A 22,358-nucleotide genomic window follows, 5' to 3' on the forward strand; every position below is an offset into this window, starting at 1 on the left:
CCGCGGGTGGCGGCTCAGGTCGTGCCGCCGCCGCTGCTTTCGCTGTTCTCGTCATCCGCTTCCGGAGTGGGCGCGCCACTCTGGTTCACGCGTAGCCAGTCGTGGAATGGAAGGTGATAGATCATGTCCATCACCTCGAACTCCAGCCCGCCGGGCTGGTTGGTGTTGCTGTTCCATAGAGCAACCACCCCGCTCTTCTTCTTGGGATCGAACAGGATCAGCGAACGGTACCCGTCCACTCCGCCGCGGTGGCCGACGATCACGTGGCCGGCATAGTCGTAGCTTCGCCAGCCGAAGCCGTACCACGCGCCGGTCAGCGGCTCCGGCGGCATGTGCAGCCGGCGCCGTTCATTGGCAGTTTTTGCCTGCCTTGAATGGAGCGCATTGAGCACGTTGGGCGAAATGACGTCCGGCATCTCGCCCATCTGGGCGAGCATCCACATGGCCATGTCCTTGACGTCGCTGTTGACGCCGCCCGCGGCCGGCACGCGATAATAAGCATCCGAAAGCTCAATGACCCGCTTCCCCGCGTTGTGCGGGCGAGCCCAGCTCTTGGCGCTCATCAGCCCTTCCCGTGACACGCTTGCGCTGGTCATTCCAAGCGGAGCGAACAGCCTCCGGGCAACGACGTCGTGATACGGCTTGCCGGTGACCTTCTCGACGATCTCGGAAGCAGCATCGTAAGCGACGTTTTCGTAATTCCAGCAGGTGCCGGGCTGGCAGACGAGGCTGAGACCGCCAAGCTCATTGCGGATCTGCCGCGGGTCCTCGCCGGACTCGAGCCGGTCGTCGTAGGCGTTGTGGTAGATCCCGAGCCGGTGGCTGAGCAGGTCGGCGACGCTTGCCCGCTGCTCGGCGTGGTCGGGAAGTTTCAGCGTCGCGCTGTACAGCGAAACCGGCGCGCCGAGATCGACGGCGCCCTGCTCCGCAAGCTTGGCGACCATCGTCGCCGCAACGCCCTTCGAGCAGGACGCCCAGCGGAAGACCGTCTCGGGAGTGACAGGATCGCCCGAGCCGGCAGCCGTCTCGCCATAGCCCTTGAGGAAGGTGATCCGGCCGTTCTCGACCACGCCGATCGCCAGCCCGACCATCGCCGGGCGCTTCATCAACTGCTGCAGGCGCGAGTCCAGAAGCGCATAATCGACGTCGTGGCGCGACGAAGGGGAAACCGTCGCGAGGCGTGTGCGGGCCGCGGTCCGGCTATTCTCGGCCGGCTCAACCGGGCGCGTCGCAATCCAGGCGGTGCCTAGAGCGAGAGCGGCAACCCCGATCACAATCTTCGACGATGACTTCAAACGATCCCTCCCGCTCCCGTGGCCGCTGTTGCCGCAGCCGATTCCGCGCTCAACAGCCGAAGAGGAGCGCTGCGACGAAGCGAGGATTCGGCGGGATGAATGCTCGGGCGCGCGCGTCTGGCCAATCCCGCGGGTCTCCCTTAAGGCCGTTGGCAGGGAGGGCGTCCGTTGCGCTTCTTGAAGACCCTCGTCTGGATTGTCATCGCCGTGCTCATAAGTCTGTTCGCGGCGAGGAACTGGCGCGACGTCACCATCGACCTGTGGGGGAACCTCCAGGCCGACATCAAAATCCCGGTGCTCCTGGCGATAAGCTTCCTTCTGGGCTTCGTCCCGACCTGGCTGATGTTCAGGACCAAGCTATGGCGCGCCGGAAACCGGGTTGCCGCCGCCCAGCGCGAGCTACCGCCGGTGCCTGCCGAGCCTGACGTGGCCGAATGAAGAGCATCTTCGTCGCGATCGACACTCCCGACCTGGAACGAGCCGCGTCGCTTGCGCGGGCGGTGAGATCGAGCGCCGGAGGGGTGAAGCTCGGCCTGGAATTCTTTTGCGCGAATGGCCCGGCGGGGGTTCAGGAAATCGCTTCGATCGGACTGCCGATCTTCCTCGACCTCAAGCTTCACGACATTCCGAACACAGTCGCCAAGGCAGCGCAGGCGCTTCGCCCGTTGGAGCCCGCGGTTTTAACCGTCCACGCGGCCGGCGGCCGGGCGATGCTCGAGGAAGCGAAGGCGGCCGCTCCGGAGAAGACGAAGGTGGTCGGCGTGACAGTGCTCACCAGCCTCGACGGCGGCGATCTGAAATCGATCGGTGTTTCCGGGCAGCCCGCAGAACAGGTGGAGCGGCTCGCCGAACTCGCGCGCTTGTCCGGGCTGGACGGGGTCGTCTGCTCCGGCGCGGAGGTGAAAGCGGCCAAGGCCGCCTGGCCGAATGGCTTCTTCGTCGTCCCCGGCGTTCGCCCGATGGGCAGCGGAGTCGCCGACCAGAAAAGGGTGGTGACGCCGCGTGAAGCGCTCGATTCCGGCGCATCGATCCTCGTGATCGGTCGACCGATCACAGCGGCCGAGGATCCCGAAGAAGCGCTCAGGACGATCGCCGCCACCCTGTGACGGTGGACAAGCGGCGGGCGTTGCGCCTACCGCGCGGCGACTGACACTCACCTTTGCGAGGATCCGATGAGCTGGCTCAGCCGTGTCCGAAGCGGCATTCCCTTCCTTCCCAAGCGGCAATCCACCGACACTTTGTGGCACAAGTGCACGAAGTGCGGGACGATGGTGTTCCTGAAGGAATGGGAGGACAACCAGCGTGTCTGCCCGCGCTGTGATTTCCACGACCGCATCGGTCCGAAGCATCGCTTCCAATATCTGTTCGACGGCGAGAAATATGAGGTCCTGCCCTCCCCCGAGGTGCGCGAGGACCCGCTCAAGTTCCGCGACAGCAAGCGTTACACCGACCGGCTGAAGGACGCCCGGGCCAAGACCGGCGAGCGGGATGCGCTGATCAATGCGCGGGGAAAGATCGGTGGCCGCGAGGCGGTCGTCGGAGTCCAGGATTTCGCGTTCATGGGCGGATCGATGGGCATCGCCGTCGGTGCGGCGTTCGTCGCCGGCATCAGGGCCGCGATCGCTGCCAGAATTCCTTACGTCATCTTCACCGCCTCGGGCGGAGCGCGCATGCAGGAAGCGGTGCTTTCGCTGATGCAGCTTCCGCGGACCACGGTCGCTATCACCGAGCTGAAGGAGGCCGGGCTTCCCTACATCGTGGTGCTCACCGACCCGACCACCGGCGGAGTGACGGCGTCCTACGCGATGCTGGGCGATATCCAGATCGCCGAGCCGGGAGCGCTGATCGGATTCGCCGGCCAGCGGGTGATCGAGCAGACGATCCGCGAGAAGCTTCCGGAGGGCTTCCAGCGCGCCGAATATCTGCTTCAGCACGGGATGATCGACATGGTCGTCCCCCGCCAGCAACTGACCGAGACGCTGGCCAAGGTGATCGGTTATCTGACGCCGGAGAAGAAAGCCGCCTGACATGGCCGATTTCGCTCGGTCGGACAGCGGCGCGGTCCAGACGCAGCTCGACCGGCTGGCGAAGCTATCGCCCGGCGGCGACCGCCTGGGGCTGGAGCGGATCGTCCAGCTGCTCGACCGGCTGGGCCGCCCGCAGGACCGCCTTCCGCCGGTGCTCCACATTGCAGGAACCAACGGCAAGGGCTCGACCTGTGCCTTCCTCCGGGCGATGCTCGAAGCCGCTGGGTTCAATGTGCACATGTTCACCAGCCCGCACCTGGTGCGTTTCAACGAGCGAATTCGGATCGCTGGCAAGCTCGTCACCGACGAGCAGCTGGCCGAGCTACTGACCGAGGTTCTCGACTGCAGCCAGGACATCGAGCCGAGCTTCTTCGAAGTGGCGACCGCGGCCGCCCTTCTCGCCTTCTCCCGAACTCCCGCCGACGCCTGCATCCTGGAGGTCGGGCTCGGCGGGCGCCTGGACGCGACCAACGTCGTGGACCGGCCGCTGGTGTGTGGAATTGCCGGCCTGGGAATCGACCACCGGCAGTGGCTCGGAAACCGGCTGAGCGACATCGCCGGCGAAAAGGCGGCAATCGCCAAGCGGGGGGTCCCGCTCGTCACCCAGCGCTATTCACCGCCCGCGGCGCATCAGGTCCAGCGCAAGGCCGAGGAGGCTGGCGCGCCGTGGATCGGCCGAGGCGCTTTATGGGAGTCGCGCCTCATACGCGGAGAGATCCACTATCGGGACTCCCACGGCGCATTGACGCTGCCGATGCCATCTCTCCCCGGGCGGCACCAGGCCGACAATGCCTCGCTTGCGGTGGCGATGCTGCGGCATCAGGACGTGCTTACCGTCGCTCCCGAAGCGATGGCGAAAGGCATTCGGTCGGCGACCTGGCCGGCGAGACTACAGAAGCTTGCTGCTGGGCCGCTAACGGCAATGCTTCCGAAGGGAAGCGAATTGTGGATCGACGGCGGCCACAATGCGTCGGCGGCCCGGCAGGTCGCGGACCACCTGCGCCGGACAGCCCGAGACAACTTACCCCTGGTGCTGATCTTCGCCAGCCTCACGACGAAGGACCCCCGGGCCATGCTGAAGCCATTCGCCGGGCTGGCGAGTGAGATCCACACGGTCCCGATCGCCGATTATGACTGCCGACCGCCGACCGCGCTTGCAGAGCTGGCGGCCGAACTCGGCTTCAGGGCGTCCGGCAACGAGACCGTTGAGCAGGCACTCGGACGCGTTGGCCAGCCAGCGCGAGTGCTGATCTTCGGCTCGCTCTATCTCGCTGGCGAGGTGTTCCGCGCCAACGGAGAAATCCCCGACTAGGCTTTTGCCGGCCGGTCCTGGTCCGGATGCTCGGCGCGAACGTCTCCTCCGCCCTCCACGCCTGCGGTTCCGATCGACTGGTCGATCAGCCCCATCCGCATCATGAACCAGAAGAGGACGATGCCAGGTACCGCGGCCGCAGTCGTGAGCAGGTAGAAGTTCACGTAACCCATCGCATCGATGAGCGCTCCGGCCGTCGTCCCTGTAAGGAAGCGACCGACAACGCTCGCCGCTGCGGAAATCAACGCATATTGCGAGGCCGTGAAGCGAAGGTCGCAGAGCGCCGAGAAATAAGCGACGACGCAAACGCCGCCGATGCCGCTGGCGATATTCTCGAAGCCGATTGCGCCCGCCATGCCCCAGTTGCTGTGGCCTGCCATCGCCAGCATCGCGAAGCTGAAGTTGGAGACGCCCATCAGGACGAGGCTGATCAGCACCGACCGCTTCATCCCCAGCTGCGCATACATAATGCCGCCGATGAAAATGCCGATCAGGTAGGCCCAGAAGCCCAGGCCCACGTCGTAGAGCGCAATCTCGTCATTGGTGAAATGCAGGTCGTCGAAGAGGAGGCGGAACGTCAGGTTCGCGAGCGTGTCCCCGATCTTGTGGAGGAGGATGAAGAGCAGCACGAGGAAGGCACCCTTGCGCGCAAAGAACTCGACGAACGGCCGCCAGATCGCAGCCACGGTGCGCGAGATGCCCTTCTTCTCGGCGGGTTCGCGGTGCCGTTGGGGCTCGCCCATCAAGAAAGCCGTCAGCATGGCTGGAAGAGCGAGGGCGGCACAGGCAAGGTACGCCGTGTGCCAATCAGACCGCGCAGCAACCACCAGGGCAAGCGCGCCTGCTCCAGCCGATCCGATCCGCCAGCCATATTGCGACATGCCCGACCCGACGCCCAGCTGGCGCGGCTCCAATATCTCGATCCGGTAGGCATCGATGACGATGTCGAAGGTCGCGCCGGCAAGCCCGACCAGGATTGCAGCGGTCACCGTCGACGCGAGGCTGGCCGAAGGGTCGACCAGCGCCAGATTCACGACCGCTGCCATCACTAGCGCACCGGCAAGCAGCATCCAGGACACGCGCTGCCCCAGACGCCCTAGCAAGGGCAGCCGCACTCCGTCGACGACCCAGGACCACAAAGGTTTGAGATTGTAGATGAGGAAGGCGAGCGTGAAGGCAGTGATCGTCGCCTTGTCGATGCCGTCCTGCTTCAGGCGCGTCGTCAGGGTCGCGCCGATCATCGCATATGGAAAGCCGGACGAGATGCCGAGGAAAAGGGCAGCGATCGGCGCCGCCTCGGTGTAGGGCCGAACTCCAGCCGGCAAAACGTGCCGCCAGTTGCGCTCAAGGTCGGCCTTTGTCCCCATGTCCTAGCCCCTCCGTTGGATGCCCTTGCTTAACAGCCCGAACGGCGCTGAACAGGGGTGATCAGCTGTCCACCGGCGGATAGATCTCGACGCCCTTGGGAGGTTTGACCTTCTCGCCTGCGAGAAGCCCGTCGACTGCCTCCAGCGCACCCTTCAGCTGGCGTTCCGTATAGGGCTTGGTCAGGCATCCGAGAGCGAGCAACCTGGCATTGTCGGGAATCTTGTGGCCGGTCGAGAACAGCACCGGAATTCCGCGGCTTTTCGCCGCCTTGGCAAGATCTAGGCCGCTGCGCTCGCCGCTCAGCCTGACATCGCTGAGGACGAGGTCGACGTCCTCGCTGTCGAGCATTGCAATCGCATCGTCGAAGCTGTCGAGAGTCGCGACCACCTCGTAGCCGAGGTCGCCGAGCGTCACTTCGTTGTCGAACGCGGTCAGCGGCTCATCTTCGACGATGACGATCCGCTTGACGATACGCTTGCGCTTCCCGAACAGCATCTGGCCCCCAAAGGAATGATAGACGTGCCAGCCGAACGAATGAAGCGCCGTCCTGTGCCGCGCAAACGCCCAGGCCCGCCGGGCGCGCGCGAGGCGGGGCCGCAGCGCATCGCAAAGCTGCTAGCCCGCGCCGGAATCGCTTCGCGGCGAGAAGTCGAGAGGATGATCGCCGAAGGGCGCGTCGCCATCGACGGCCAGGCAGTGACGACCCCGGCTACTCTGCTCGAAGATCTGCGCGGCGTCACCGTTGACGGGAACGCAGTTCGTTCCGCCGAATCCACCCGGCTGTTCCGCTTCTACAAGCCCCAAGGGGCGCTTACCGCGGAGCGCGATCCCAAGGGCCGCCCGACGATCTACGATCGCCTTCCGCCCAACCTGCCGAGGCTGATGCCGGTCGGAAGGCTCGACTTCATGACCGAAGGCCTGCTGCTGCTTACCAACGACGGCGAACTCAAGCGGCAGTTCGAGCTTCCGAAGACGGGCGTGGTTCGAACCTATCGCGCGCGGGCGTTCGGCAACGTGACACAGGAGCAGCTCGAAGCCTTGTCCGAGGGAGTCACTGTCGAAGGCGTCAACTACGGCTCGATAAATGCGAACCTCGAGCGGCGGACCGGCCGCAACTGCTGGATCGAGCTCAGCCTGACAGAGGGGAAGAACCGTGAGGTTCGGCGAGTCCTGGCACATCTCGGCCTAAAGGTGTCGCGGCTAATCCGGACCGCATACGGCCCGTTCGACCTGGCCGGGCTCGACCAGGGCCGGGTCGACGAAGTCCCGCGCCGCGAGCTCGACCACTTTCGAGCCACGCTCAAATGAGAATCATCGCCGGGGAGTGGCGCGGGCGGAAGCTGGTGTCGCCACCCGGGATCAGCACCCGGCCGACCGCTGACCGGGTAAGGGAAACCTTGTTCTCGATGCTGGCGAGCAGGCTCGGAACCTTCGAGGGCCTTCGGGTCGCGGATCTCTATGCGGGCAGCGGGGCGCTTGGGCTGGAAGCCCTGTCACGAGGCGCAGCTTTCGCGTCTTTCGTCGAACAGGACCGGGGCGCGCTGGATGCGATCCGCGCGAATGTTGCCAGCCTGGAAGCGGAGGCGAAAACGCAAATTCTCGGCCGGGCGGTCGAAAGCGCACGAGTGGAGGCGTCCTTCGATCTCGTCTTCGCCGACCCGCCCTATACCGCAAGCTCGGGAACCAGGGCGCTGGGCATGATGCTTACAAACGGCTGGGTTGCCCAAGGGAGCTGGATTGCCGTCGAGACCGAACGAGGCGACGCAGTGGAGCCCCAAGGGTGCGCGATCGACACCGAGCGCGACATCGGTGCCGCCCGGCTTACTTTGCTGCGCGCTTAGTCTCTTTCGACTTCGCCAGGATCTCGTCGATCTCCTCCGCGATGCGCGCGCCCATCGCGGTAGCAGCGGCTTTGGCCGCATTCTTGATCACGGTCTTGGATGACCGGTCCTGGCGCTTGCTGAGGCCGCGTTGGGCAAAGGCTGCTAGCGCAGCGGCGGCTCCGGCGGCCAGGATATCCGCAACGAGAGGGCTCTCGAGCAATCCCATCAGGGCGTCCGCGGCGCTCATTCCGGGTTCGCGCTTCGCCCCGCCGCCGGTGCGGCCGCTGCTGCTGCCGCCCTTGCCTGCTCCAGCGCGGGAGCCGGCGGGCGACGCCAGCCGCCGCGTCTTGGTCGAGCTTCGCGCCGGCTTCTTCTTCGCGGCCGCGGCCTTTGTCGTGGTCTTTGCCATGGACTCCCTTTCCGATTGCCGAGCCTCAACGGACAAGGTCAGCCGCGTTTCCCTTTAGCTTTCGCAATTTCCTTCTTCTCATGGATGTGCGCAAGGTAGCGGAAACCCATGCCGAGGATGGACGTCGCCATTCCGAAGAGCAGCACGGGGAGAACCCAGGCTGGATCGCTTGGCTTCGGCCAGGCAACCGCGCCGAGGAACAGCACGCTCACGATCGAGGTGAGGTAGCCGAGAGCCTTCCAGTCGAGGCCCGCATGGTTCTTGATATCGTCTTTTATCATTTGAACGCAGGAACATCCGTCACCGCAAATCGGTTTCCGCTCCAAAGGAGAACAAGGATGGCCGAGACAAAAAAAGACGCGATCGCGCTGCTGAAACAAGACCACAGAGAGGTCGAGGAGCTATTCGAGGAATTCAGCAAAGCCTCGGGCGAAGGGCGCAAGGAGAAGCTGGCCCGTCAAATCTGTCGCGAGCTCACCATCCACGCGATGATCGAGGAAGAGGTCTTTTACCCCGCCTGCGAGGGCAAGGTCGACGAAGATCTGCTCAAGGAAAGCTATGTCGAGCATGATGCGGCCAAGGTGCTGATCGCCCAGATCGAAGCTGGGGAGCCGAGCGACGACTTCTATGAGGCGAAGATGAAGGTGCTCTGCGAGGAGATCGAGCACCACGTCGAGGAAGAAGAGAAGCGAATGGAGGGGCTGTTCGCCCAGGCCCGCAAGGCCGGCCTCGACATGGACGCTCTCGGCGAGCAACTCGCCCAGCGCAAGGCGCAGCTACTCAAGGAAACGGAGAGCGGACCGTTGCCGACGCCCGAGCTGTCGACGATGGAGTAACGTCCCAGTCGCCGGCGGGCTATTCCCCGCTGGCGACGCGGGTGCCACCCGCCGGGTCCCAGCCATAGACGTCCTTGAGGAAGGTCAGCTGACCGTCCACCGGCTGGGCGGTGATATAGGTGACGAAAACCGGGACTCCGCGAGCCAGCTGCTCCGGATATTCCGCCTGAGTGATCGACTTGTCAGGCGAGTGACCAAGTAGCCAGGTCGCCAACCCCTCGGCATTCTCAAGCCGGACGCAGCCGTTGCTGCGGGTCCGCTGCGCAAGCGCAAACAGGTTGCGGTCGGCCGGGTCTGTATCGTGGAGATAGATGTCCTGGGGATTGGCGAAGGGAAACTTCAACTGGCCCATGAAATTTTCGGGGCCGGGATCCTGGCGAATACGGATGCTCACCTTTCCCGCGCGCACGGCCTTCCAATCCACTTCGCTCGCCGGGATTTCCGTCGCGTTGTGGGTCCAGTCAGACATCACCCTGAAGCCCCGGCTCTTGAGATATTTGTCGCCCTCGGCCGCGTATCGCGGGGCGATGTTCAGTCGCGTCAAAATGTCGGAGGAATTCCAATAGGGATTGTGGATCACGTAGAACATCATGCTGGTGACCAGCGGAGTGCGGGTATCCGGCCGGTTCTTCAGGTGCTGACCATTGTCGCCGACCACGATCCTCATCGATCCGACCGGAATGCCATCCTGATACATGTAGAGCGTCTGATTGGCCGAATTGACCATCACGAAACGACCCCTGGCGGGCATTTCGCGCGCGCGGTCGAGGTTCACCACAACGCGCGGATCGGGAACGGCCGAGCCGCTGGCCTGCATCTGGCGCCAGGCTGCATCGCGAATACCGGTATAAACGGTGTTGGGATTGGCGACGCTCGCCAGATAGCTCTCAAGGGACGGCGAACCAGCGGCGATCTGAAGCACTTTGGTCGCGCTCGGCGGCTTTGGCCGCATATATTCGTAGCCGTATGTCACGCCTTGGGTCGGGCGGCTCATGGTCTGGGCGTAGAGAACCAGCGCTTCCGACAGCGTGTGGTCGGCAAAGGCGATCGCTTGCGGTGTGCCCGTGGAAGTCGCCTGGGCGAGGGCGGCCTGCACCTGCGCCGCATATTGGGCGCCGTTGGCGAGACCGTCGAGCGGCGACCGCTGCAGGATCTGGATGAACTCCGTCGCGGCCGGTTTTGCGGCATTGCCGCTGAACCAGATCGGCGAAGACCGATAGCCCGAATAAAAAGCCGCGACCTCACCGGACGAGGGCAGGTTCGCCGATTGATAGGGAATCTGCACCGGTGCCGTCGGCGGGGGCGCACCCCTCGCGGCTGCAACTGCAGGGGTGAGCATTAGCGCTGAAAGCGCGGCGGAAAGGATCCCCATTCTCATGACACTGAATTAGATGAGGGATTCGTGCTTAACAACGGATGACCGGGCACAAACACCGCCATTCGCCGCAAAACGTGCCCAAAAAGACTCACCGCGCCGACAGCACGTGCTGCAAGCGCGGTAAGCCGTTTGGGTTTGCCAGGTCAGGCGCCGATCAGGATCGGCGTTCCGACCTCGGTGACGGTGTAGAGCTTCTTGGCGAACGCCGACGGAAGCCGGATGCAGCCGTGCGAAGCCGGATAACCGGGGTTCGCACCGGCGTGGAGCGCAATCCCGTAATCGGTGAAGAACTGGGCGAAGGGCATCGGCGCATTGTCGTACTTTTTCGAACGGTGCATCGGCGTCTTGTTGAGGATCTGGAAAACGCCCGCCGGGCTCTCCCGCCCATCGCTACCGCTGGACACAGAAGCAACCGCCATCAGCTCATTGCCGCGATAGAGGTAGGCGAGCTGGTCGCCGAGACTGATGACCACCCTCTCATCACCGGCCGAGGCCGGCACGTCGCGCCACAGATATTTCCCCGGCTTGACCGTATCGACGCCGAACGTGGCAACCATGTCATCATGAGCGGAACGCGAGGCATAAGACGCCGTTACACGGGCTTCGTAGCTCTGGGTGGCATTGGCTGGAGTTGCGGGGACGCCGAGCGCGAACGCACCCGTTACCGCCAGCGCCAAGGCTAGCTGTTTCATTTTCCATCACCTGAACTTTTGTGTTGACTTTCGCGGAATTAATGCTCCGCCGCCGAGTCGGGTTCCCTGAGCGTTCTAGGCGCCGTAACTGTCCACCGCTTCGAAGAGCGCAGATATCGCCCGCCGCTCTTCCGAACCGACCTCCGGACGCCACACGTCGAAGATCAGGATGATGCGCTCGCTCGGGCTGTCATTCCACGCTTCGTGCTCGACCGTATCGTCGAAGACGAGCAGCTCATCCTCGCGCCATTCGCGAGTTTCCCCGCCGACCCGAAATCCGCATCCGGGAGGAACGATCAGCGGAAGGTGGCAGATCAGCCTGGCGTTCATCACTCCATGGTGCGGCGGAATGCGCGCGCCGGGAGCGAGACGGGAAAACAGGATTGACGGCGCACGGGCGCCGAGGCGTGTGAGCTCGAGCGCCTCCAGCGCGGCCATGGTGGCGGGAAATTGGCTGGTCACACCTTCGACCGCGCTGCCGTTCTGCCAAAGATAAAGGGTGCTCCACTCCGGATTGTCGACCAGGCCGTGGAATTCGCTCCGCGGGCGAGAGGGATCGCTGATTAGGTACGGCGAAAAGCCCGCACTTCCGGCAGAGCGGAAAGCAAGAAGCTCGTCGCGGATCGCAGCTGCCGCCGCCTCGACCCCTGCGGACCAGAGCAGGTCCGTGCGCTCATAGTATCGGCGCTGCGGGAGGCCCGGGAAATAATAGCTGCCGGGCTGCTGCAGCTGCAGGGTCGCGGTCCTCCGCCCGAGCATCAGGTCGAGCGACTCCTGGAAGCGGGGCGGTCGCCGGTTTTCGGGAAAGCCGCGTTCGGCCAGCGCCCGCTCGAGATGCTCCTGGAACAATGCGTTCGCGCGGGCAGCCCCGGCCTGGGCGCGCTCGATCGCCGGGCGAAGAGATTGCGGCAGGGGCTGGGCCGCCGCCGCCGCCGACAGCGCGGCCTTGTAGAAGGCCATCGCCGCCCGGTCGTCGCCAGCGGAAGCGCGCAAGTCACCCTTGCGCACCAGCGCTTCGATGTTGCGCGGCTCCCGCTCGAGCAGCGCATCGATTTCGGCTTCGTCGGCCATCAGTAGAGGAGGAAGGGCTTTCGCTGCTCTTCCCAGTCGCGCTCGTCCGATACAGCGATCGCGTCCAGATCGGCCGGTATTGAATCACCGTCCACCCACTCGCGAAGCAAGGGCGAGCCGTTGATCACGTCGATTGGCAGCTTCCCGAACGCATATTCGTAGGGGAAATCGCGCCACAAGCCGTAGTCGGGGTAAAGCCGGCGGATCGCCTTGAAGGCCAGGCTTTGAAGCCGCCAGGGCCTGAACGCCTGATGGTCGTAGAAGCGGCCTTCGGCATGGATCATCACGCCGTTGCACAACTGGCCGACGTGCTTGTGGAAGGTTGGCTCGAAGTTGATCTCGCGAAGCTTGCACCCGGCCAGCCATTGCGGCGCGAGCTTCACCATCTCCGCAAGGACCGCGCGGGGCTCGATGTCTGGCGCTCCGAACAGCTCGAGCGGCCTGGTGGTCCCCCTTCCCTCGCTGAGCGTCGCGCCTTCGAGCATCACGGTTCCGGCATAACAACGCGCCATGTTCACGTTGGCGGCGTTCGGGCTCGGGTTTATCCAGATGCGATCCTCGGGCCAGCCGAAGCCAGGGCCCTCGTCCGGCCGCCAGCCGTCCATCTCGATCACCCGGTAGTCGACGTCGAGCTTGAAGTGATCGACGAACCAGCTGCCGAGCTCGCCCAGCGTCAGCCCGTGGCGCATCGGTATCGGGCCTGCGCCGACGAAGCTCTCCCAACCTTCGCGAAGCGTCAGTCCCTCGATAGGACGGCCGGCGGGGTTCGGACGGTCGAGCACCCAGACGCTCTTGCCCGTCTCGGCCGCCGCTTCGAGCACGTAGAGCAGCGTGGTGATGAATGTGTAGATTCGGCATCCGACGTCCTGAAGGTCGACCAGGAACGTGTCGAAGGTGGACAGCATCTGCCCCGTAGGACGGCGGACCTCCCCGTACAGGCTGAAGACGGGGATCTGGTGGACCCGGTCCGTGAAGTCCTCGGACTCGACCATATTGTCCTGCTTGTCGCCGCGAAGGCCGTGCTGCGGCCCGAATGCGGCGGTGACCTTGATGCCCGCTGCGACCAAAGCATCGAGACTGTGGGTCAAGTCGGCAGTCACCGAAGCAGGATGGGCGAGAAGCGCGACGCGCTTGCCGTCGAGCTCGCGGCGAAGCTCCGGGTCGGCGAGCAGCCGGTCGATTCCGAACAGGGTCATGCCGGCTTCGCTGCCGCCAGTTGCAAAGCAAAGCAATCCGCATCGTGGAAATCGGGCTTTTCCGCCGGGTGCTTCGCCGCCCAATAGGACTTGGTCCCGTCCGCCTCCTCGAGAACGACCGCGAGGCCGAGCTGCCAGGTCTTGCTCGCCTCGGCGACAATCGTCGCTCCGAGCGCCCACCAGGTCAGATTGTCCTCGAGCCTGATGTAGGGGGCCTGGACCTCCGCTTCGGCCATTCCATCGCGATAGGCGGAGAAATCGTAGGCCGCCCAGTCAGCCGAGGGCGAGAAATTCCACTCGCGGTATTCCTGCTCGCCGTCCGCTCGGAGGAAGGCTTCGAAGCAGGTCGTCTTCCACAGGTCGTCCGCGCGCCCTGGCTCGTCCGACTGCGGAATGACGAACCGTTCGAGCGGAGCGCCTACCCCAAACCAGATGTTGGCGGTGGCCACGGCGCCGAACGAGGCAACATAATCGACCGTTGCCCAAACCTTGAACGGCTGGCTGGTGGGTGGAGTGGACGGGTGCGGGACGAGGTTCACTTGCACCCTCGCTTCCTATCCAGCTTTCCCGGTGCTGACGAGTTGGCTAAGCGACGATCATGACAGCCTACCGCTCCAGCCTGCTCAAGCTGCTCGAAGAGCGCGGCTACATTCATCAGCTGACGGACCCCGCGGCGCTCGATGCGCTTGCTGAAAAAGGACCGGTCACCGGCTACATCGGCTTCGACGCGACCGCGCCGAGCCTTCACGTGGGCAATTTGGTGTCGATCATGCTGCTCCGGCGGATGCAGCAAGCCGGGCACCGCCCTATCGTGCTGATGGGCGGCGGGACGACCAAGGTCGGCGACCCGTCAGGCAAGGACGAGAGCCGCAAGCTGCTCGCCGAAGCTGATATCGATTCGAACATCGCCAAAATCCGCAAGAACTTCGAACCGTTCCTGACGTTTGGCGACGGGCCAACCGATGCGATCATGCTGAACAATGCGGAGTGGCTGGACGGCCTGGAATATCTGCCGTTCCTTCGCGACATCGGCCCGCATTTCACCATCAACCGGATGCTGACCTTCGACAGCGTCCGGCTCCGGCTCGACCGCGAGCAGCCGCTGACCTTTCTCGAATTCAACTACATGATCCTGCAGGCGTACGATTTCCTGGAGCTGTCGCGGCGCCAGGAGTGCCGGCTGCAGCTCGGCGGCTCCGACCAATGGGGCAATATCGTCAACGGCATCGAATTGGCACGCCGCGTGGACGGGACTGAGCTTTACGGCGTCACCACCCCGCTGATCACGACCGCCGACGGCGCCAAGATGGGCAAGACCGCTCAGGGTGCAGTGTGGCTCAATCCGGACATGCTCAGCCCCTATGATTATTGGCAGTTCTGGCGGAATACGCAGGATGCCGACGTCGGCAAGTTCCTCCGCCTGTTCACCGATCTGTCGCTGGACATCATCGTTCGGCTTGAGAGCCTTCCCGGCGCGGAGATCAACGACGCGAAGGTCGTGCTCGCGACGGAAGCCACGGCGCTGCTTCACGGGCGCGATGCGGCGCTCGATGCCAAGAAGACCGCCCACCAGACATTTGCGGAAGGCGGGACGGGCGGCGATTTGCCAACCTTGTCCGTCGGCGACGGCATGACGATTGCCCATGCCCTCACCGCGCTTGGTTTCACTCCGTCGAACAAGGAAGCGAAGCGCAAGATAGCCGAAGGTGCGGTGCGCCTGAACGATCAGCCGGTCAGCGACCCGTCGCTGGTCGTTACCGTCACTGCCGATCCCGTGAAGCTTAGCCTCGGCAAGAAGCGCCACGCGCTGCTCACCCGTTAGCTCCGACGGACGAGAACGACTCCGGCGATCACCAGCACCGCGCCCGCGACGCGCCCGAAATTGATCGGCTCGCGCTCAAGGCCGAGCGCCCCGAAATGGTCGAGCATCAGCGCCATCGCGATCTGTCCTGCGATTCCGATCGTGATCAGCGAAGCGACGCCGATCCTGGGCGCCACATAAGCCGCGACGGCCACGAACACGGCTCCGTAAAAGCCGCCGATCCACGCGTACCACGGCAGGCCTGCGAACGCTGAGACCCCCGGGCGGTTCGGAGTGGCGAGCCAGACGAGCAAGAGCGCAACCGTCCCCACGCAAAATGAAATGAGCGCTGCCAGGATCGGCGAGCCGCCAGCTTTCGCGAGCATCGAATTCGTCGGCGCCTGCGCGGCGACCATCGCTCCGGCGAAGAACACGAGCAGGATCGGAATAAGAAGGGCCATGATGTCTCTCGTCACCCGCTCCTGATGAGCCCGACCGCCTGGTCGCGCTCGAAGAGATACAGGCACACCCGCGCCGCCTGCCCTCGGGGGCCGGAAAGCCCGCCGTCGCGGTCGAGAAGCAATTGCGCGTCGCTCTGGGCGATCGGGGCGAGCGCCTCGACGTCCTCTACCTTGGCCACGCGAAAACCCTCCTCGCCCGACTGGCGGGTGCCCAGTATTTCGCCCGGACCGCGAAGCCGCAGATCTTCTTCGGCGATGCGGAAGCCGTCGTTGGTCTCGCGCATCAGCGCCAGCCGGGCCCGCGCCGATTCGGTAAGGCTCGGCCCACGGATCAGAAGGCAGGTGCTCTTGCCCGCTCCGCGCCCTACCCTGCCGCGAAGCTGGTGCAGCTGCGCGAGCCCGAAGCGCTCTGCCCCTTCGATGATCATCAGGGTCGCATTGGGCACGTCGACGCCGACCTCGATCACAGTGGTCGCTACCAGCACAGCGATGCCGCCCGCGGCGAAGGCGGCCATCACCGCGTCCTTCTCCGGGCCCTTCATCCGGCCGTGCACAAGCCCGACCTTGTCATCGCCGAACCTGACCTTGAGCAGCCGAGCCCGTTCTTCGGCCGCAGCGGCGTCGCTCGTCGCGCTTTCCTCAACCAGCGGGCAGACCCAGTAAGCTTGGCCTCCGGCTGCGACGTGGCGGCCGAGACCCGCAACGACATCGGCGAGCTTCTCGTCGCTGATCACCCGGGTTTCGACCGGCGAGCGGCCCGGCGGCATCTCGTCGATCCGGCTGACGTCCATCTCGCCATATTGGGTGAGGGTCAGAGTCCTCGGGATCGGGGTTGCGGTCATCACCAGCAAGTGCGGCGGCCGCTCCGCCTTCTGCGACAGAAGCAGCCTCTGCGACACTCCGAAGCGGTGCTGCTCGTCGATTACCGCCAACCCCAGCTTCTTGTACGCGACCTTCTCCTGGAAGATGGCATGGGTGCCGACGAGGATATCGATCGAACCGTCGGCGAGACCCATCAGCACACTCTCCCGCGCGCGGCCTTTCTCCCGGCCTGTCAGGATGGCGACGTGCACGCCGAGCGAGCCTAATTGCCTCGTCAGGGTCTCGAAATGCTGCCTGGCGAGGATCTCGGTCGGCGCCAGGAGGGCCGCCTGGGCGCCCGCCTCCACCGCAATCAGCATTGCTTCCAGCGCGACCAGGGTCTTGCCTGATCCGACGTCCCCCTGGAGCAGCCGGAGCATCGGCACCGCCTGCTCCATGTCGCCGCGAATTTCGCCGATAACCCGCCGCTGCGCTCCTGTATGCTCGTAGGGCAGCTTGAGCTTGCCGATCAGCGCGTCGGTGCCGACCAGCGGGACGCCTCGGTTCCGGCGTGCCGATTGCCTGAGCAGGAGCAACGCCAGCTGGTTCGCGAAAATCTCATCATAGGCGAGGCGCCGGCAAGCGTCGGTGGCATTGGGGTCCTGGTGGGCCTCGGCGACCGCGGCCCGCCACGGCCGCCACGCCTCGCGCGCGGCAAGGCTCGGCTCGATCCATTCGGGCAGGTCGGGCGCGCGCTCGACCGATTCTCCGGCAAGCTCCCGCATCCGTTTGTTGGTGATGCCCTCGGTCAGGGGATAGACCGGCTCGCGAATGACGGGCGCGGGCCCCTTCCCGGGCTCCGACACGTCCGGATGGATGATCTGCCACTCGTCGCCATATTGCTCGAGCTTTCCGGAGACGATCCGGACCTGGTCCATCGGCAGGCTCTTCTTAGCCCAGCCGGGGTTGTTGAAATAGACGAGGCTGATGGTGTTGCCGTCGCCGTCGGACGCGAACACCCGCATCGGACCGCGCCCGGAGCGGGGCTCGCGCGCCTGGTAGGGCTTCAGCTCGAGGATCACGTTGCGGCCCACAAGGCTTGGGCTTGCCGCGGGAACCCTGACTCGGTCGATGACACCGGTCGGCAGGTGATAGAGCAGGTCGATGACGCGAGTGATGTCGAGTTTCTTTAGAAGCTTCGCCACCTGCGGCCCGACACCCGGAAGAGTCTCGACCTCCGCGAACAACGCATTGAGCACGTCAGGCCGCATAGGTGTTCAATTCCGTGATGCCCCCCGTCGCCGCTGCGTTAAACGAAGGTGAAGTCGACTTTCTCGAAATTTTTCTCGTCGAACGCATGCTGCCGATACGGACCGTCGCGGTCTACGAAGAATAAGAAGAGATGAGCGGACCACTTGTTGGGGTTCGGCTGCATTCGCCCGTGCGCGTAATGGCTTCCCTGATAGAGGACAGCATCACCGACCTGCATCCCAATCGAGGCATAATCCATGGAGCCAAAGTCGTCGGACAGGGGATAGAGGGAATCGATCCGTTCCTTGCCCAACTGTAGGTCCCATACCTCGCCGTCGCTGTAGTCCAGAGTTAGTGACAGCCCGAACTCGCTCGAAGGACGGTCCGAGTGAATCCGGCAGATGTCACCCTTCAGGTAGATCCTGAAATAAGTATAGCTCGGCAGGAGACGCCGTCCGAGCAACTGGCTCATGATCGGCGTCAGCCCCCACAGGAAAAATTCCATTGGCTTGAATGCGTCCGACGAAACGTCGAATGCCGGATGCTTCAGCACAGCCGGAAATGGCTGGGGTTTGCTGAGCGGAATGGCGCGCCCGCGCGTCGCTTCCTTGAGCCTACCCATGAACGCACGCGCGACTTCGCCGGGAATCAGACCGCGCAGATGAGCGAATCCGTCGCGGTCAAAATCGCCAAGGACGTCCATCTCGCAAGTCGTAGAAGATGGATGTTTCGGCCGCAACGAATCCCAAGCGGATGCGGCGACTTTCCTCCGTCGTGCTGCGCTCCTACATGGCGGCCATGCATCAGGACGCGGAACTGAAGCGCCTGCGCTGGCGCGCCCATCATCGTGGGACGTATGAAGCCGACCTCCTAGTCGGCGGGTTCTTTGACGCTCACCATCCGTCGTGGGGTTCGTCGGAGCGGGCAAGCTTCGCCGAGATGCTCGAGGAGCAGGACGTCGACATCCTCGCCTGGGCGAGCGGAACCGCCGAGGCGCCGGAACGCTACCAAGGGCCAATGCTCGATGCGCTGCGCAAGCTCGATTACATAACCAAGGCCCCATGACGGAGCCGCTCCAACGGATCCTCGCCGCCAGCGAGCCGCTGACCCTCACCGGCGTCCCGGGGGGATTCCTGCCGTGGCTCGCCGCGGACCTCGCCCGCGCTGCGCATGGGCGAAGCAAGTCCTCTCGGGCGGTCATCGTCGCCGCGGATGAAGCGGCGATGCGAGCGCTGACTGACACGGTTCCGTTGTTCGCTCCGGAAGTGGAGGTGCTTGCCCTCCCGTCGTGGGACTGCCTGCCCTACGACCGCGCTTCGCCCGCGCTTCGGGTAATGGCGGAGCGGCTGTCGACGCTCCATGTACTCCAGGAGCCGATAAAGAAGCCGCAGCTTCTGGTCGTCACCGCGAACGGCGCGACGCAGCGCGTACTGACGCCATTCCGGGTGCGCCAGCTGACCCGACGGATCGCAGTTGGCGAGCGGATCGACCGCGACGAGCTTGTGAAACAACTGACGGCGCTCGGCTATCAGCGGAGCGACACGGTTGCCGAGCATGGCGAATTTGCCGTCCGAGGATCGCTGATCGACCTGTTCCCGTCGGGAGAGTCGACCGGCCTTCGCCTCGATTTCTTCGGCGACGAGATCGAAACCCTTCGGCGGTTCGATCCCGCCGACCAGCGGTCAACCGGCGCTGCCGAAGCCTTCACATTGATGCCGGCCTCCGAAGCACTGCTCGACGAGGACACGATCAAGCGGTTCCGCGAACGCTACCGCGAAACCTTCGGCGCGACCGCGACCGGCGATCCGCTCTACCAAGCTGTGTCGGACGGGCGCCGGATGGCGGGAATGGAGCATTGGCTGCCACTGCTCGAGGAGCGGCTGGCAACGCCGTTCGACTATCTGGGAGAGGACGACATCCTCGTCCGCGATTCGGGGACCGACGGGGCCCTGGAATCGCGCTGCGAAAGCATCGCGGATTATTTCGAGAACCGGACTCGCGCCATGCAGTCGGAGCCGGGGAGTTATCGCCCCCTTCCTCCCGACGCGCTCTACTTCCCCAAGAATGAGTGGGACGGGGCAGTAGCCTCGCGACCGATCCATCGGAGTTCGCCTCTGCCCGAAGCCGAGGGGCCGCGGACGATCGACTTCGCCGTCGAGGCAGCGCGCGACTTCGCGCCGGAGCGCGCTAGAAATGCCAACGTCTACGAAGCGGTGGCCGAGCATATCGGCAAGCTTAGGCGGAGCGGCCGCAAGGTCGTGCTCGCAAGCTACACCCGCGGCGCTCGCGAGCGGCTTTCCGGGCTTCTCGAAGACCATGGAGTGAAGGCTCAGGCGAAGGTCGAAAGCTGGCAGGAAGCTCTCGGCGCCAAGACCCAGCCGGCGCTGTTGGTGCTTCCCCTCGACCACGGCTTTTCAACCGCCGACGTCGCCGTCCTCACCGAGCAGGACATGCTCGGCGACCGGCTCGTCCGCCGGCGCAAGCGGCGCAAGAGCGCGGACGCCTTTCTTGCCGAGATCGCGAGCCTGTCCCCCGGCGACCTCGTCGTCCATGCCGAGCACGGGATCGGCAAATATGAAGGGCTGACGTCGATCCAGGTCGGCAAGTCGCCGCACGATTGCGTCGCGATCGAATATTCGGGCGGCGACAAGCTCTACCTTCCGGTCGAGAACATCGAGCTCCTGTCGCGTTACGGCAGCGAGAGCGACGGAGTGAGCCTGGACAGGCTCGGCGGCGAAGCCTGGCAGCGGCGCAAGTCGCGGATGAAGGAGCGGATCCGCGAGATCGCCGGCGAGCTGATCAAGATCGCTGCGATCCGGGCGACGCGGCCAGCGCCGGTCATCGAGGCGGATTCGGCGTTCCCGCAGTTCGTCGACCGCTTCCCCTACGAGGAGACCGACGACCAGGAACGTGCGATCGAGGAGGTTCTGGCGGATCTGGAGGCCGGGCGGCCGATGGACCGATTGGTGTGCGGCGACGTCGGCTTCGGAAAGACCGAAGTCGCGCTACGCGCCGCCTTCCTTGTCGCCATGTCCGGAATGCAGGTCGCGCTGATCTGCCCGACGACTTTGCTCGCACGGCAGCATTATTCGAACTTCGTCGACCGCCTCCACGGCTTTCCGATCGAGGTCGGACGCCTGTCGCGGCTGGTTCCCTCGGCAGAATCCAAGAAGACGAAGGAAGGCCTTGAGAAAGGCACCGTCGATATCGTTATCGGCACTCACGCACTTCTGGCAAAAGGCTTGAAGTTCAAGAAGCTGGGCCTCGTTATTGTCGACGAGGAGCAGCATTTCGGAGTGACTCACAAGGAGCGGTTGAAGGGGCTCAAGGCCGACGTCCATGTTCTGACCCTGACCGCGACCCCGATCCCGCGCACGCTCCAGATGGCGATGAGCGGGCTTCGCGAGCTGAGCGTAATCCAGACCCCGCCGGTCGACCGGCTTGCGGTGCGCACCTACGTCACGCCGTGGGACCATGTAGTGATCCGCGAAGCGCTGCTCCGCGAACATTATCGCGGCGGCCAGAGCTTCTTCGTCGCTCCGCGCATCGCCGACCTCCCCGACTTGGAGGAATGGCTTCGGCAGGAAGTCCCCGAAGTGAAGGCCGTCACCGCCCACGGCCAGATGAGCGCGACCGATGTCGAGGAGCGGATGAGCGCCTTCTACGACCGCAAATATGACGTGCTTCTGTCGACCAGCATCGTCGAGAGCGGGCTGGACATCCCCAGTGCCAACACCCTGATCGTCCACCGCGCCGACCGCTTCGGTCTTGCGCAGCTCTATCAGCTTCGAGGGCGCGTCGGCCGAGCCAAGGTTCGCGCCTACGCCTATCTGACGACGCCCGCGAACCGGCAGATCACCGACACGGCCGCGAAGAGGCTACAGGTCTTGGCAGACCTCGACAGCCTCGGTGCCGGGTTCCAGCTTGCAAGCCACGACCTCGACATTCGCGGCGCCGGCAACCTTCTCGGCGACGAGCAGTCGGGCCACATCAAGGAGGTCGGTTTCGAGCTCTACCAGTCGATGCTGGAGGAGGCGATCGTCGAGACCAAGGCCGGCGGAATCGAGCGGCAGGAGGGATTCTCGCCGCAGATCAGCGTCGATGCGCCGATCCTGATCCCGGAAGCCTATGTTCCCGACCTCGACCTTCGGATGGGCCTCTATCGCCGCCTCGGCGATCTGGAGGACAAGAACGCGATCGAGGAATTCGCAGCCGAGCTAATCGACCGCTTCGGGACGCTTCCGGAGGAGACGGCGAACCTGCTCAAGATCGTAGAGACCAAGCTCAACTGCAAGAAAGCCATGGTCGCCAAGCTTGATACCGGGCCGAGAGGCGCCGTGGTGACCTTTGCGTCGAACGGCTTCCCCGACCTTCAGGGGCTCCTCGCCTACATCGAGCGGCTGAAAGGGAGCGCCAAGCTTCGGCCGGACAGCAAGCTGGCGGTGAGCCGCAACTGGCCGACGCCCGAGGACCGCCTCAACGGCGCGTTGCAGCTGTCGCTCGGCCTCTCCCGGGTCGCGGCCGCCGGCGAAGCGGCGAAAAACGAGCTGCAGCCTGCGTAGCTGGAACCCCAAGGCGATTCGCAGGGCTGCGCGATTGCGTTTATGCTCGGCCTCACGTGAGCAGCCGGGAGTAGA

Annotated in this window: 23 protein-coding genes; 10 read left to right on the forward strand and 13 right to left on the reverse strand. The window is 64.6% G+C overall.

Features of this window, described 5'->3' with window-relative positions:
- Positions 1-14 precede the first annotated feature (14 nt).
- Positions 15-1,295: a serine hydrolase domain-containing protein gene (locus tag LZ519_RS03775; protein WP_249867388.1), complete on the reverse strand. Its 1,281-nt coding sequence runs from the start codon at positions 1,293-1,295 to the stop codon at positions 15-17.
- A 168-nt stretch (positions 1,296-1,463) separates the two neighbouring features.
- On the opposite strand from LZ519_RS03775, the gene LZ519_RS03780 reads away from it, so the two are divergent.
- From LZ519_RS03780 to LZ519_RS03795, 4 genes are all read left to right on the forward strand, one after another.
- The gene (locus LZ519_RS03780) at positions 1,464-1,733 is read left to right on the forward strand and encodes a LapA family protein (protein ID WP_249867389.1); all 270 of its coding nucleotides are present in this window, start codon (positions 1,464-1,466) and stop codon (positions 1,731-1,733) included.
- Positions 1,730-2,401, forward strand: coding sequence for an orotidine-5'-phosphate decarboxylase (gene pyrF, locus LZ519_RS03785; RefSeq protein WP_249867390.1), 672 nt, complete (start codon positions 1,730-1,732; stop codon positions 2,399-2,401). The genes LZ519_RS03780 and pyrF overlap by 4 nt, the downstream gene beginning before the upstream one ends.
- 66 nt (positions 2,402-2,467) lie before the next feature.
- Positions 2,468-3,322 carry an acetyl-CoA carboxylase, carboxyltransferase subunit beta gene (gene accD / locus LZ519_RS03790; RefSeq protein WP_249867391.1) on the forward strand — a complete coding sequence of 285 codons (855 nt, stop codon included), beginning with the start codon at positions 2,468-2,470 and terminating at the stop codon, positions 3,320-3,322.
- 1 nt (position 3,323) lies between these two features.
- Positions 3,324-4,634, forward strand: coding sequence for a bifunctional folylpolyglutamate synthase/dihydrofolate synthase (locus tag LZ519_RS03795; RefSeq protein WP_249867392.1), 1,311 nt, complete (start codon positions 3,324-3,326; stop codon positions 4,632-4,634).
- On the opposite strand, the gene LZ519_RS03800 is transcribed toward LZ519_RS03795, so the two are convergent.
- Positions 4,631-6,001, reverse strand: a complete 1,371-nt coding sequence (locus LZ519_RS03800; RefSeq protein ID WP_249867393.1) for an AmpG family muropeptide MFS transporter — start codon at positions 5,999-6,001, stop codon at positions 4,631-4,633. The two genes, LZ519_RS03795 and LZ519_RS03800, sit on opposite strands and share 4 nt — an antisense overlap.
- 61 nt (positions 6,002-6,062) lie before the next feature.
- Entirely contained in the window at positions 6,063-6,497 is a 435-nt protein-coding gene (locus LZ519_RS03805; RefSeq protein WP_249867394.1) for a response regulator, read from the reverse strand.
- A 39-nt stretch (positions 6,498-6,536) separates the two neighbouring features.
- Here LZ519_RS03805 and LZ519_RS03810 point away from each other — a divergent pair, with 39 nt between their 5' ends.
- Both LZ519_RS03810 and rsmD read left to right on the forward strand, forming a co-directional pair.
- On the forward strand, positions 6,537-7,310 hold the full coding sequence (locus LZ519_RS03810) for a pseudouridine synthase (protein WP_249867395.1): 774 nt from the start codon (positions 6,537-6,539) through the stop codon (positions 7,308-7,310).
- Positions 7,307-7,843 (forward strand): 16S rRNA (guanine(966)-N(2))-methyltransferase RsmD, encoded by a 537-nt coding sequence (rsmD, locus tag LZ519_RS03815; protein ID WP_249867396.1) that lies wholly within the window; start codon positions 7,307-7,309, stop codon positions 7,841-7,843. The genes LZ519_RS03810 and rsmD overlap by 4 nt, the downstream gene beginning before the upstream one ends.
- Here rsmD and LZ519_RS03820 read toward each other — a convergent pair.
- Complete coding sequence (locus tag LZ519_RS03820; RefSeq protein ID WP_249867397.1) at positions 7,824-8,234, reverse strand: hypothetical protein; 411 nt, start codon at positions 8,232-8,234, stop codon at positions 7,824-7,826. The genes rsmD and LZ519_RS03820 overlap by 20 nt on opposite strands.
- 38 nt (positions 8,235-8,272) lie before the next feature.
- Positions 8,273-8,515, reverse strand: coding sequence for a hypothetical protein (locus LZ519_RS03825; protein WP_249867398.1), 243 nt, complete (start codon positions 8,513-8,515; stop codon positions 8,273-8,275).
- A gap of 57 nt (positions 8,516-8,572) precedes the next feature.
- On the opposite strand from LZ519_RS03825, the gene LZ519_RS03830 reads away from it, so the two are divergent.
- Entirely contained in the window at positions 8,573-9,070 is a 498-nt protein-coding gene (locus LZ519_RS03830; RefSeq protein ID WP_249867399.1) for a hemerythrin domain-containing protein, read from the forward strand.
- A gap of 19 nt (positions 9,071-9,089) precedes the next feature.
- On the opposite strand, the gene LZ519_RS03835 is transcribed toward LZ519_RS03830, so the two are convergent.
- The 5 genes from LZ519_RS03835 to LZ519_RS03855 form a co-directional block, all read right to left on the reverse strand.
- Complete coding sequence (locus LZ519_RS03835; RefSeq protein WP_249867400.1) at positions 9,090-10,442, reverse strand: L,D-transpeptidase family protein; 1,353 nt, start codon at positions 10,440-10,442, stop codon at positions 9,090-9,092.
- 149 nt (positions 10,443-10,591) lie between these two features.
- Entirely contained in the window at positions 10,592-11,140 is a 549-nt protein-coding gene (locus LZ519_RS03840) for a L,D-transpeptidase family protein (RefSeq protein WP_249867401.1), read from the reverse strand.
- 75 nt (positions 11,141-11,215) lie between these two features.
- On the reverse strand, positions 11,216-12,211 hold the full coding sequence (locus LZ519_RS03845) for an aspartyl/asparaginyl beta-hydroxylase domain-containing protein (protein WP_249867402.1): 996 nt from the start codon (positions 12,209-12,211) through the stop codon (positions 11,216-11,218).
- On the reverse strand, positions 12,211-13,407 hold the full coding sequence (locus tag LZ519_RS03850) for an exo-beta-N-acetylmuramidase NamZ family protein (RefSeq protein ID WP_249867403.1): 1,197 nt from the start codon (positions 13,405-13,407) through the stop codon (positions 12,211-12,213). The genes LZ519_RS03845 and LZ519_RS03850 overlap by 1 nt, the downstream gene beginning before the upstream one ends.
- Entirely contained in the window at positions 13,404-13,946 is a 543-nt protein-coding gene (locus LZ519_RS03855) for a DOMON-like domain-containing protein (RefSeq protein WP_249867404.1), read from the reverse strand. Before LZ519_RS03855 ends, LZ519_RS03850 begins: the two co-directional genes overlap by 4 nt.
- A 59-nt stretch (positions 13,947-14,005) precedes the next feature.
- Between LZ519_RS03855 and tyrS the strand changes: the two genes are divergently transcribed.
- The gene (tyrS, locus tag LZ519_RS03860; protein WP_249867405.1) at positions 14,006-15,229 is read left to right on the forward strand and encodes a tyrosine--tRNA ligase; all 1,224 of its coding nucleotides are present in this window, start codon (positions 14,006-14,008) and stop codon (positions 15,227-15,229) included.
- Here tyrS and LZ519_RS03865 read toward each other — a convergent pair.
- Genes LZ519_RS03865 through LZ519_RS03875 form a run of 3 tightly spaced genes read right to left on the reverse strand, consistent with a single transcriptional unit; the run spans position 15,226 to position 18,424 of the window.
- A complete protein-coding gene (locus tag LZ519_RS03865; RefSeq protein WP_249867406.1) occupies positions 15,226-15,669 on the reverse strand; it encodes a DMT family transporter in 444 nt (147 codons plus the stop codon). The two genes, tyrS and LZ519_RS03865, sit on opposite strands and share 4 nt — an antisense overlap.
- Before the next feature lie 11 nt (positions 15,670-15,680).
- Positions 15,681-17,741 carry an ATP-dependent DNA helicase RecG gene (recG, locus tag LZ519_RS03870; protein WP_249867407.1) on the reverse strand — a complete coding sequence of 687 codons (2,061 nt, stop codon included), beginning with the start codon at positions 17,739-17,741 and terminating at the stop codon, positions 15,681-15,683.
- A gap of 38 nt (positions 17,742-17,779) precedes the next feature.
- On the reverse strand, positions 17,780-18,424 hold the full coding sequence (locus LZ519_RS03875) for a hypothetical protein (RefSeq protein WP_249867408.1): 645 nt from the start codon (positions 18,422-18,424) through the stop codon (positions 17,780-17,782).
- Between the two features lie 17 nt (positions 18,425-18,441).
- On the opposite strand from LZ519_RS03875, the gene LZ519_RS03880 reads away from it, so the two are divergent.
- Together LZ519_RS03880 and mfd are read left to right on the forward strand one after the other, a co-directional pair.
- Positions 18,442-18,786 (forward strand): FAD assembly factor SdhE, encoded by a 345-nt coding sequence (locus LZ519_RS03880; protein WP_348539379.1) that lies wholly within the window; start codon positions 18,442-18,444, stop codon positions 18,784-18,786.
- Positions 18,783-22,283 carry a transcription-repair coupling factor gene (gene mfd / locus LZ519_RS03885; RefSeq protein WP_249867409.1) on the forward strand — a complete coding sequence of 1,167 codons (3,501 nt, stop codon included), beginning with the start codon at positions 18,783-18,785 and terminating at the stop codon, positions 22,281-22,283. Before LZ519_RS03880 ends, mfd begins: the two co-directional genes overlap by 4 nt.
- Positions 22,284-22,358: the final 75 nt, after the last annotated feature.

This window comes from Sphingomonas anseongensis, from assembly GCF_023516495.1.
Lineage (GTDB): Bacteria > Pseudomonadota > Alphaproteobacteria > Sphingomonadales > Sphingomonadaceae > Sphingomicrobium > Sphingomicrobium anseongensis.

Coding starts and splice junctions, on each gene's coding strand:
- LZ519_RS03805 (WP_249867394.1), bottom strand. CDS start 6,497: ATGCTGTTCGGGAAGCGCAAGCGTATCGTCAAGCGGATCGTCATCGTC.
- LZ519_RS03850 (WP_249867403.1), bottom strand. CDS start 13,407: ATGACCCTGTTCGGAATCGACCGGCTGCTCGCCGACCCGGAGCTTCGC.
- rsmD (WP_249867396.1), top strand. CDS start 7,307: ATGAGAATCATCGCCGGGGAGTGGCGCGGGCGGAAGCTGGTGTCGCCA.
- LZ519_RS03835 (WP_249867400.1), bottom strand. CDS start 10,442: ATGGGGATCCTTTCCGCCGCGCTTTCAGCGCTAATGCTCACCCCTGCA.
- LZ519_RS03810 (WP_249867395.1), top strand. CDS start 6,537: ATGAAGCGCCGTCCTGTGCCGCGCAAACGCCCAGGCCCGCCGGGCGCG.
- LZ519_RS03875 (WP_249867408.1), bottom strand. CDS start 18,424: ATGGACGTCCTTGGCGATTTTGACCGCGACGGATTCGCTCATCTGCGC.
- LZ519_RS03800 (WP_249867393.1), bottom strand. CDS start 6,001: ATGGGGACAAAGGCCGACCTTGAGCGCAACTGGCGGCACGTTTTGCCG.
- LZ519_RS03840 (WP_249867401.1), bottom strand. CDS start 11,140: ATGAAACAGCTAGCCTTGGCGCTGGCGGTAACGGGTGCGTTCGCGCTC.
- mfd (WP_249867409.1), top strand. CDS start 18,783: ATGACGGAGCCGCTCCAACGGATCCTCGCCGCCAGCGAGCCGCTGACC.
- LZ519_RS03845 (WP_249867402.1), bottom strand. CDS start 12,211: ATGGCCGACGAAGCCGAAATCGATGCGCTGCTCGAGCGGGAGCCGCGC.
- accD (WP_249867391.1), top strand. CDS start 2,468: ATGAGCTGGCTCAGCCGTGTCCGAAGCGGCATTCCCTTCCTTCCCAAG.
- pyrF (WP_249867390.1), top strand. CDS start 1,730: ATGAAGAGCATCTTCGTCGCGATCGACACTCCCGACCTGGAACGAGCC.
- recG (WP_249867407.1), bottom strand. CDS start 17,741: ATGCGGCCTGACGTGCTCAATGCGTTGTTCGCGGAGGTCGAGACTCTT.
- LZ519_RS03825 (WP_249867398.1), bottom strand. CDS start 8,515: ATGATAAAAGACGATATCAAGAACCATGCGGGCCTCGACTGGAAGGCT.
- LZ519_RS03830 (WP_249867399.1), top strand. CDS start 8,573: ATGGCCGAGACAAAAAAAGACGCGATCGCGCTGCTGAAACAAGACCAC.
- LZ519_RS03865 (WP_249867406.1), bottom strand. CDS start 15,669: ATGGCCCTTCTTATTCCGATCCTGCTCGTGTTCTTCGCCGGAGCGATG.
- LZ519_RS03880 (WP_348539379.1), top strand. CDS start 18,442: ATGGATGTTTCGGCCGCAACGAATCCCAAGCGGATGCGGCGACTTTCC.
- tyrS (WP_249867405.1), top strand. CDS start 14,006: ATGACAGCCTACCGCTCCAGCCTGCTCAAGCTGCTCGAAGAGCGCGGC.
- LZ519_RS03795 (WP_249867392.1), top strand. CDS start 3,324: ATGGCCGATTTCGCTCGGTCGGACAGCGGCGCGGTCCAGACGCAGCTC.
- LZ519_RS03820 (WP_249867397.1), bottom strand. CDS start 8,234: ATGGCAAAGACCACGACAAAGGCCGCGGCCGCGAAGAAGAAGCCGGCG.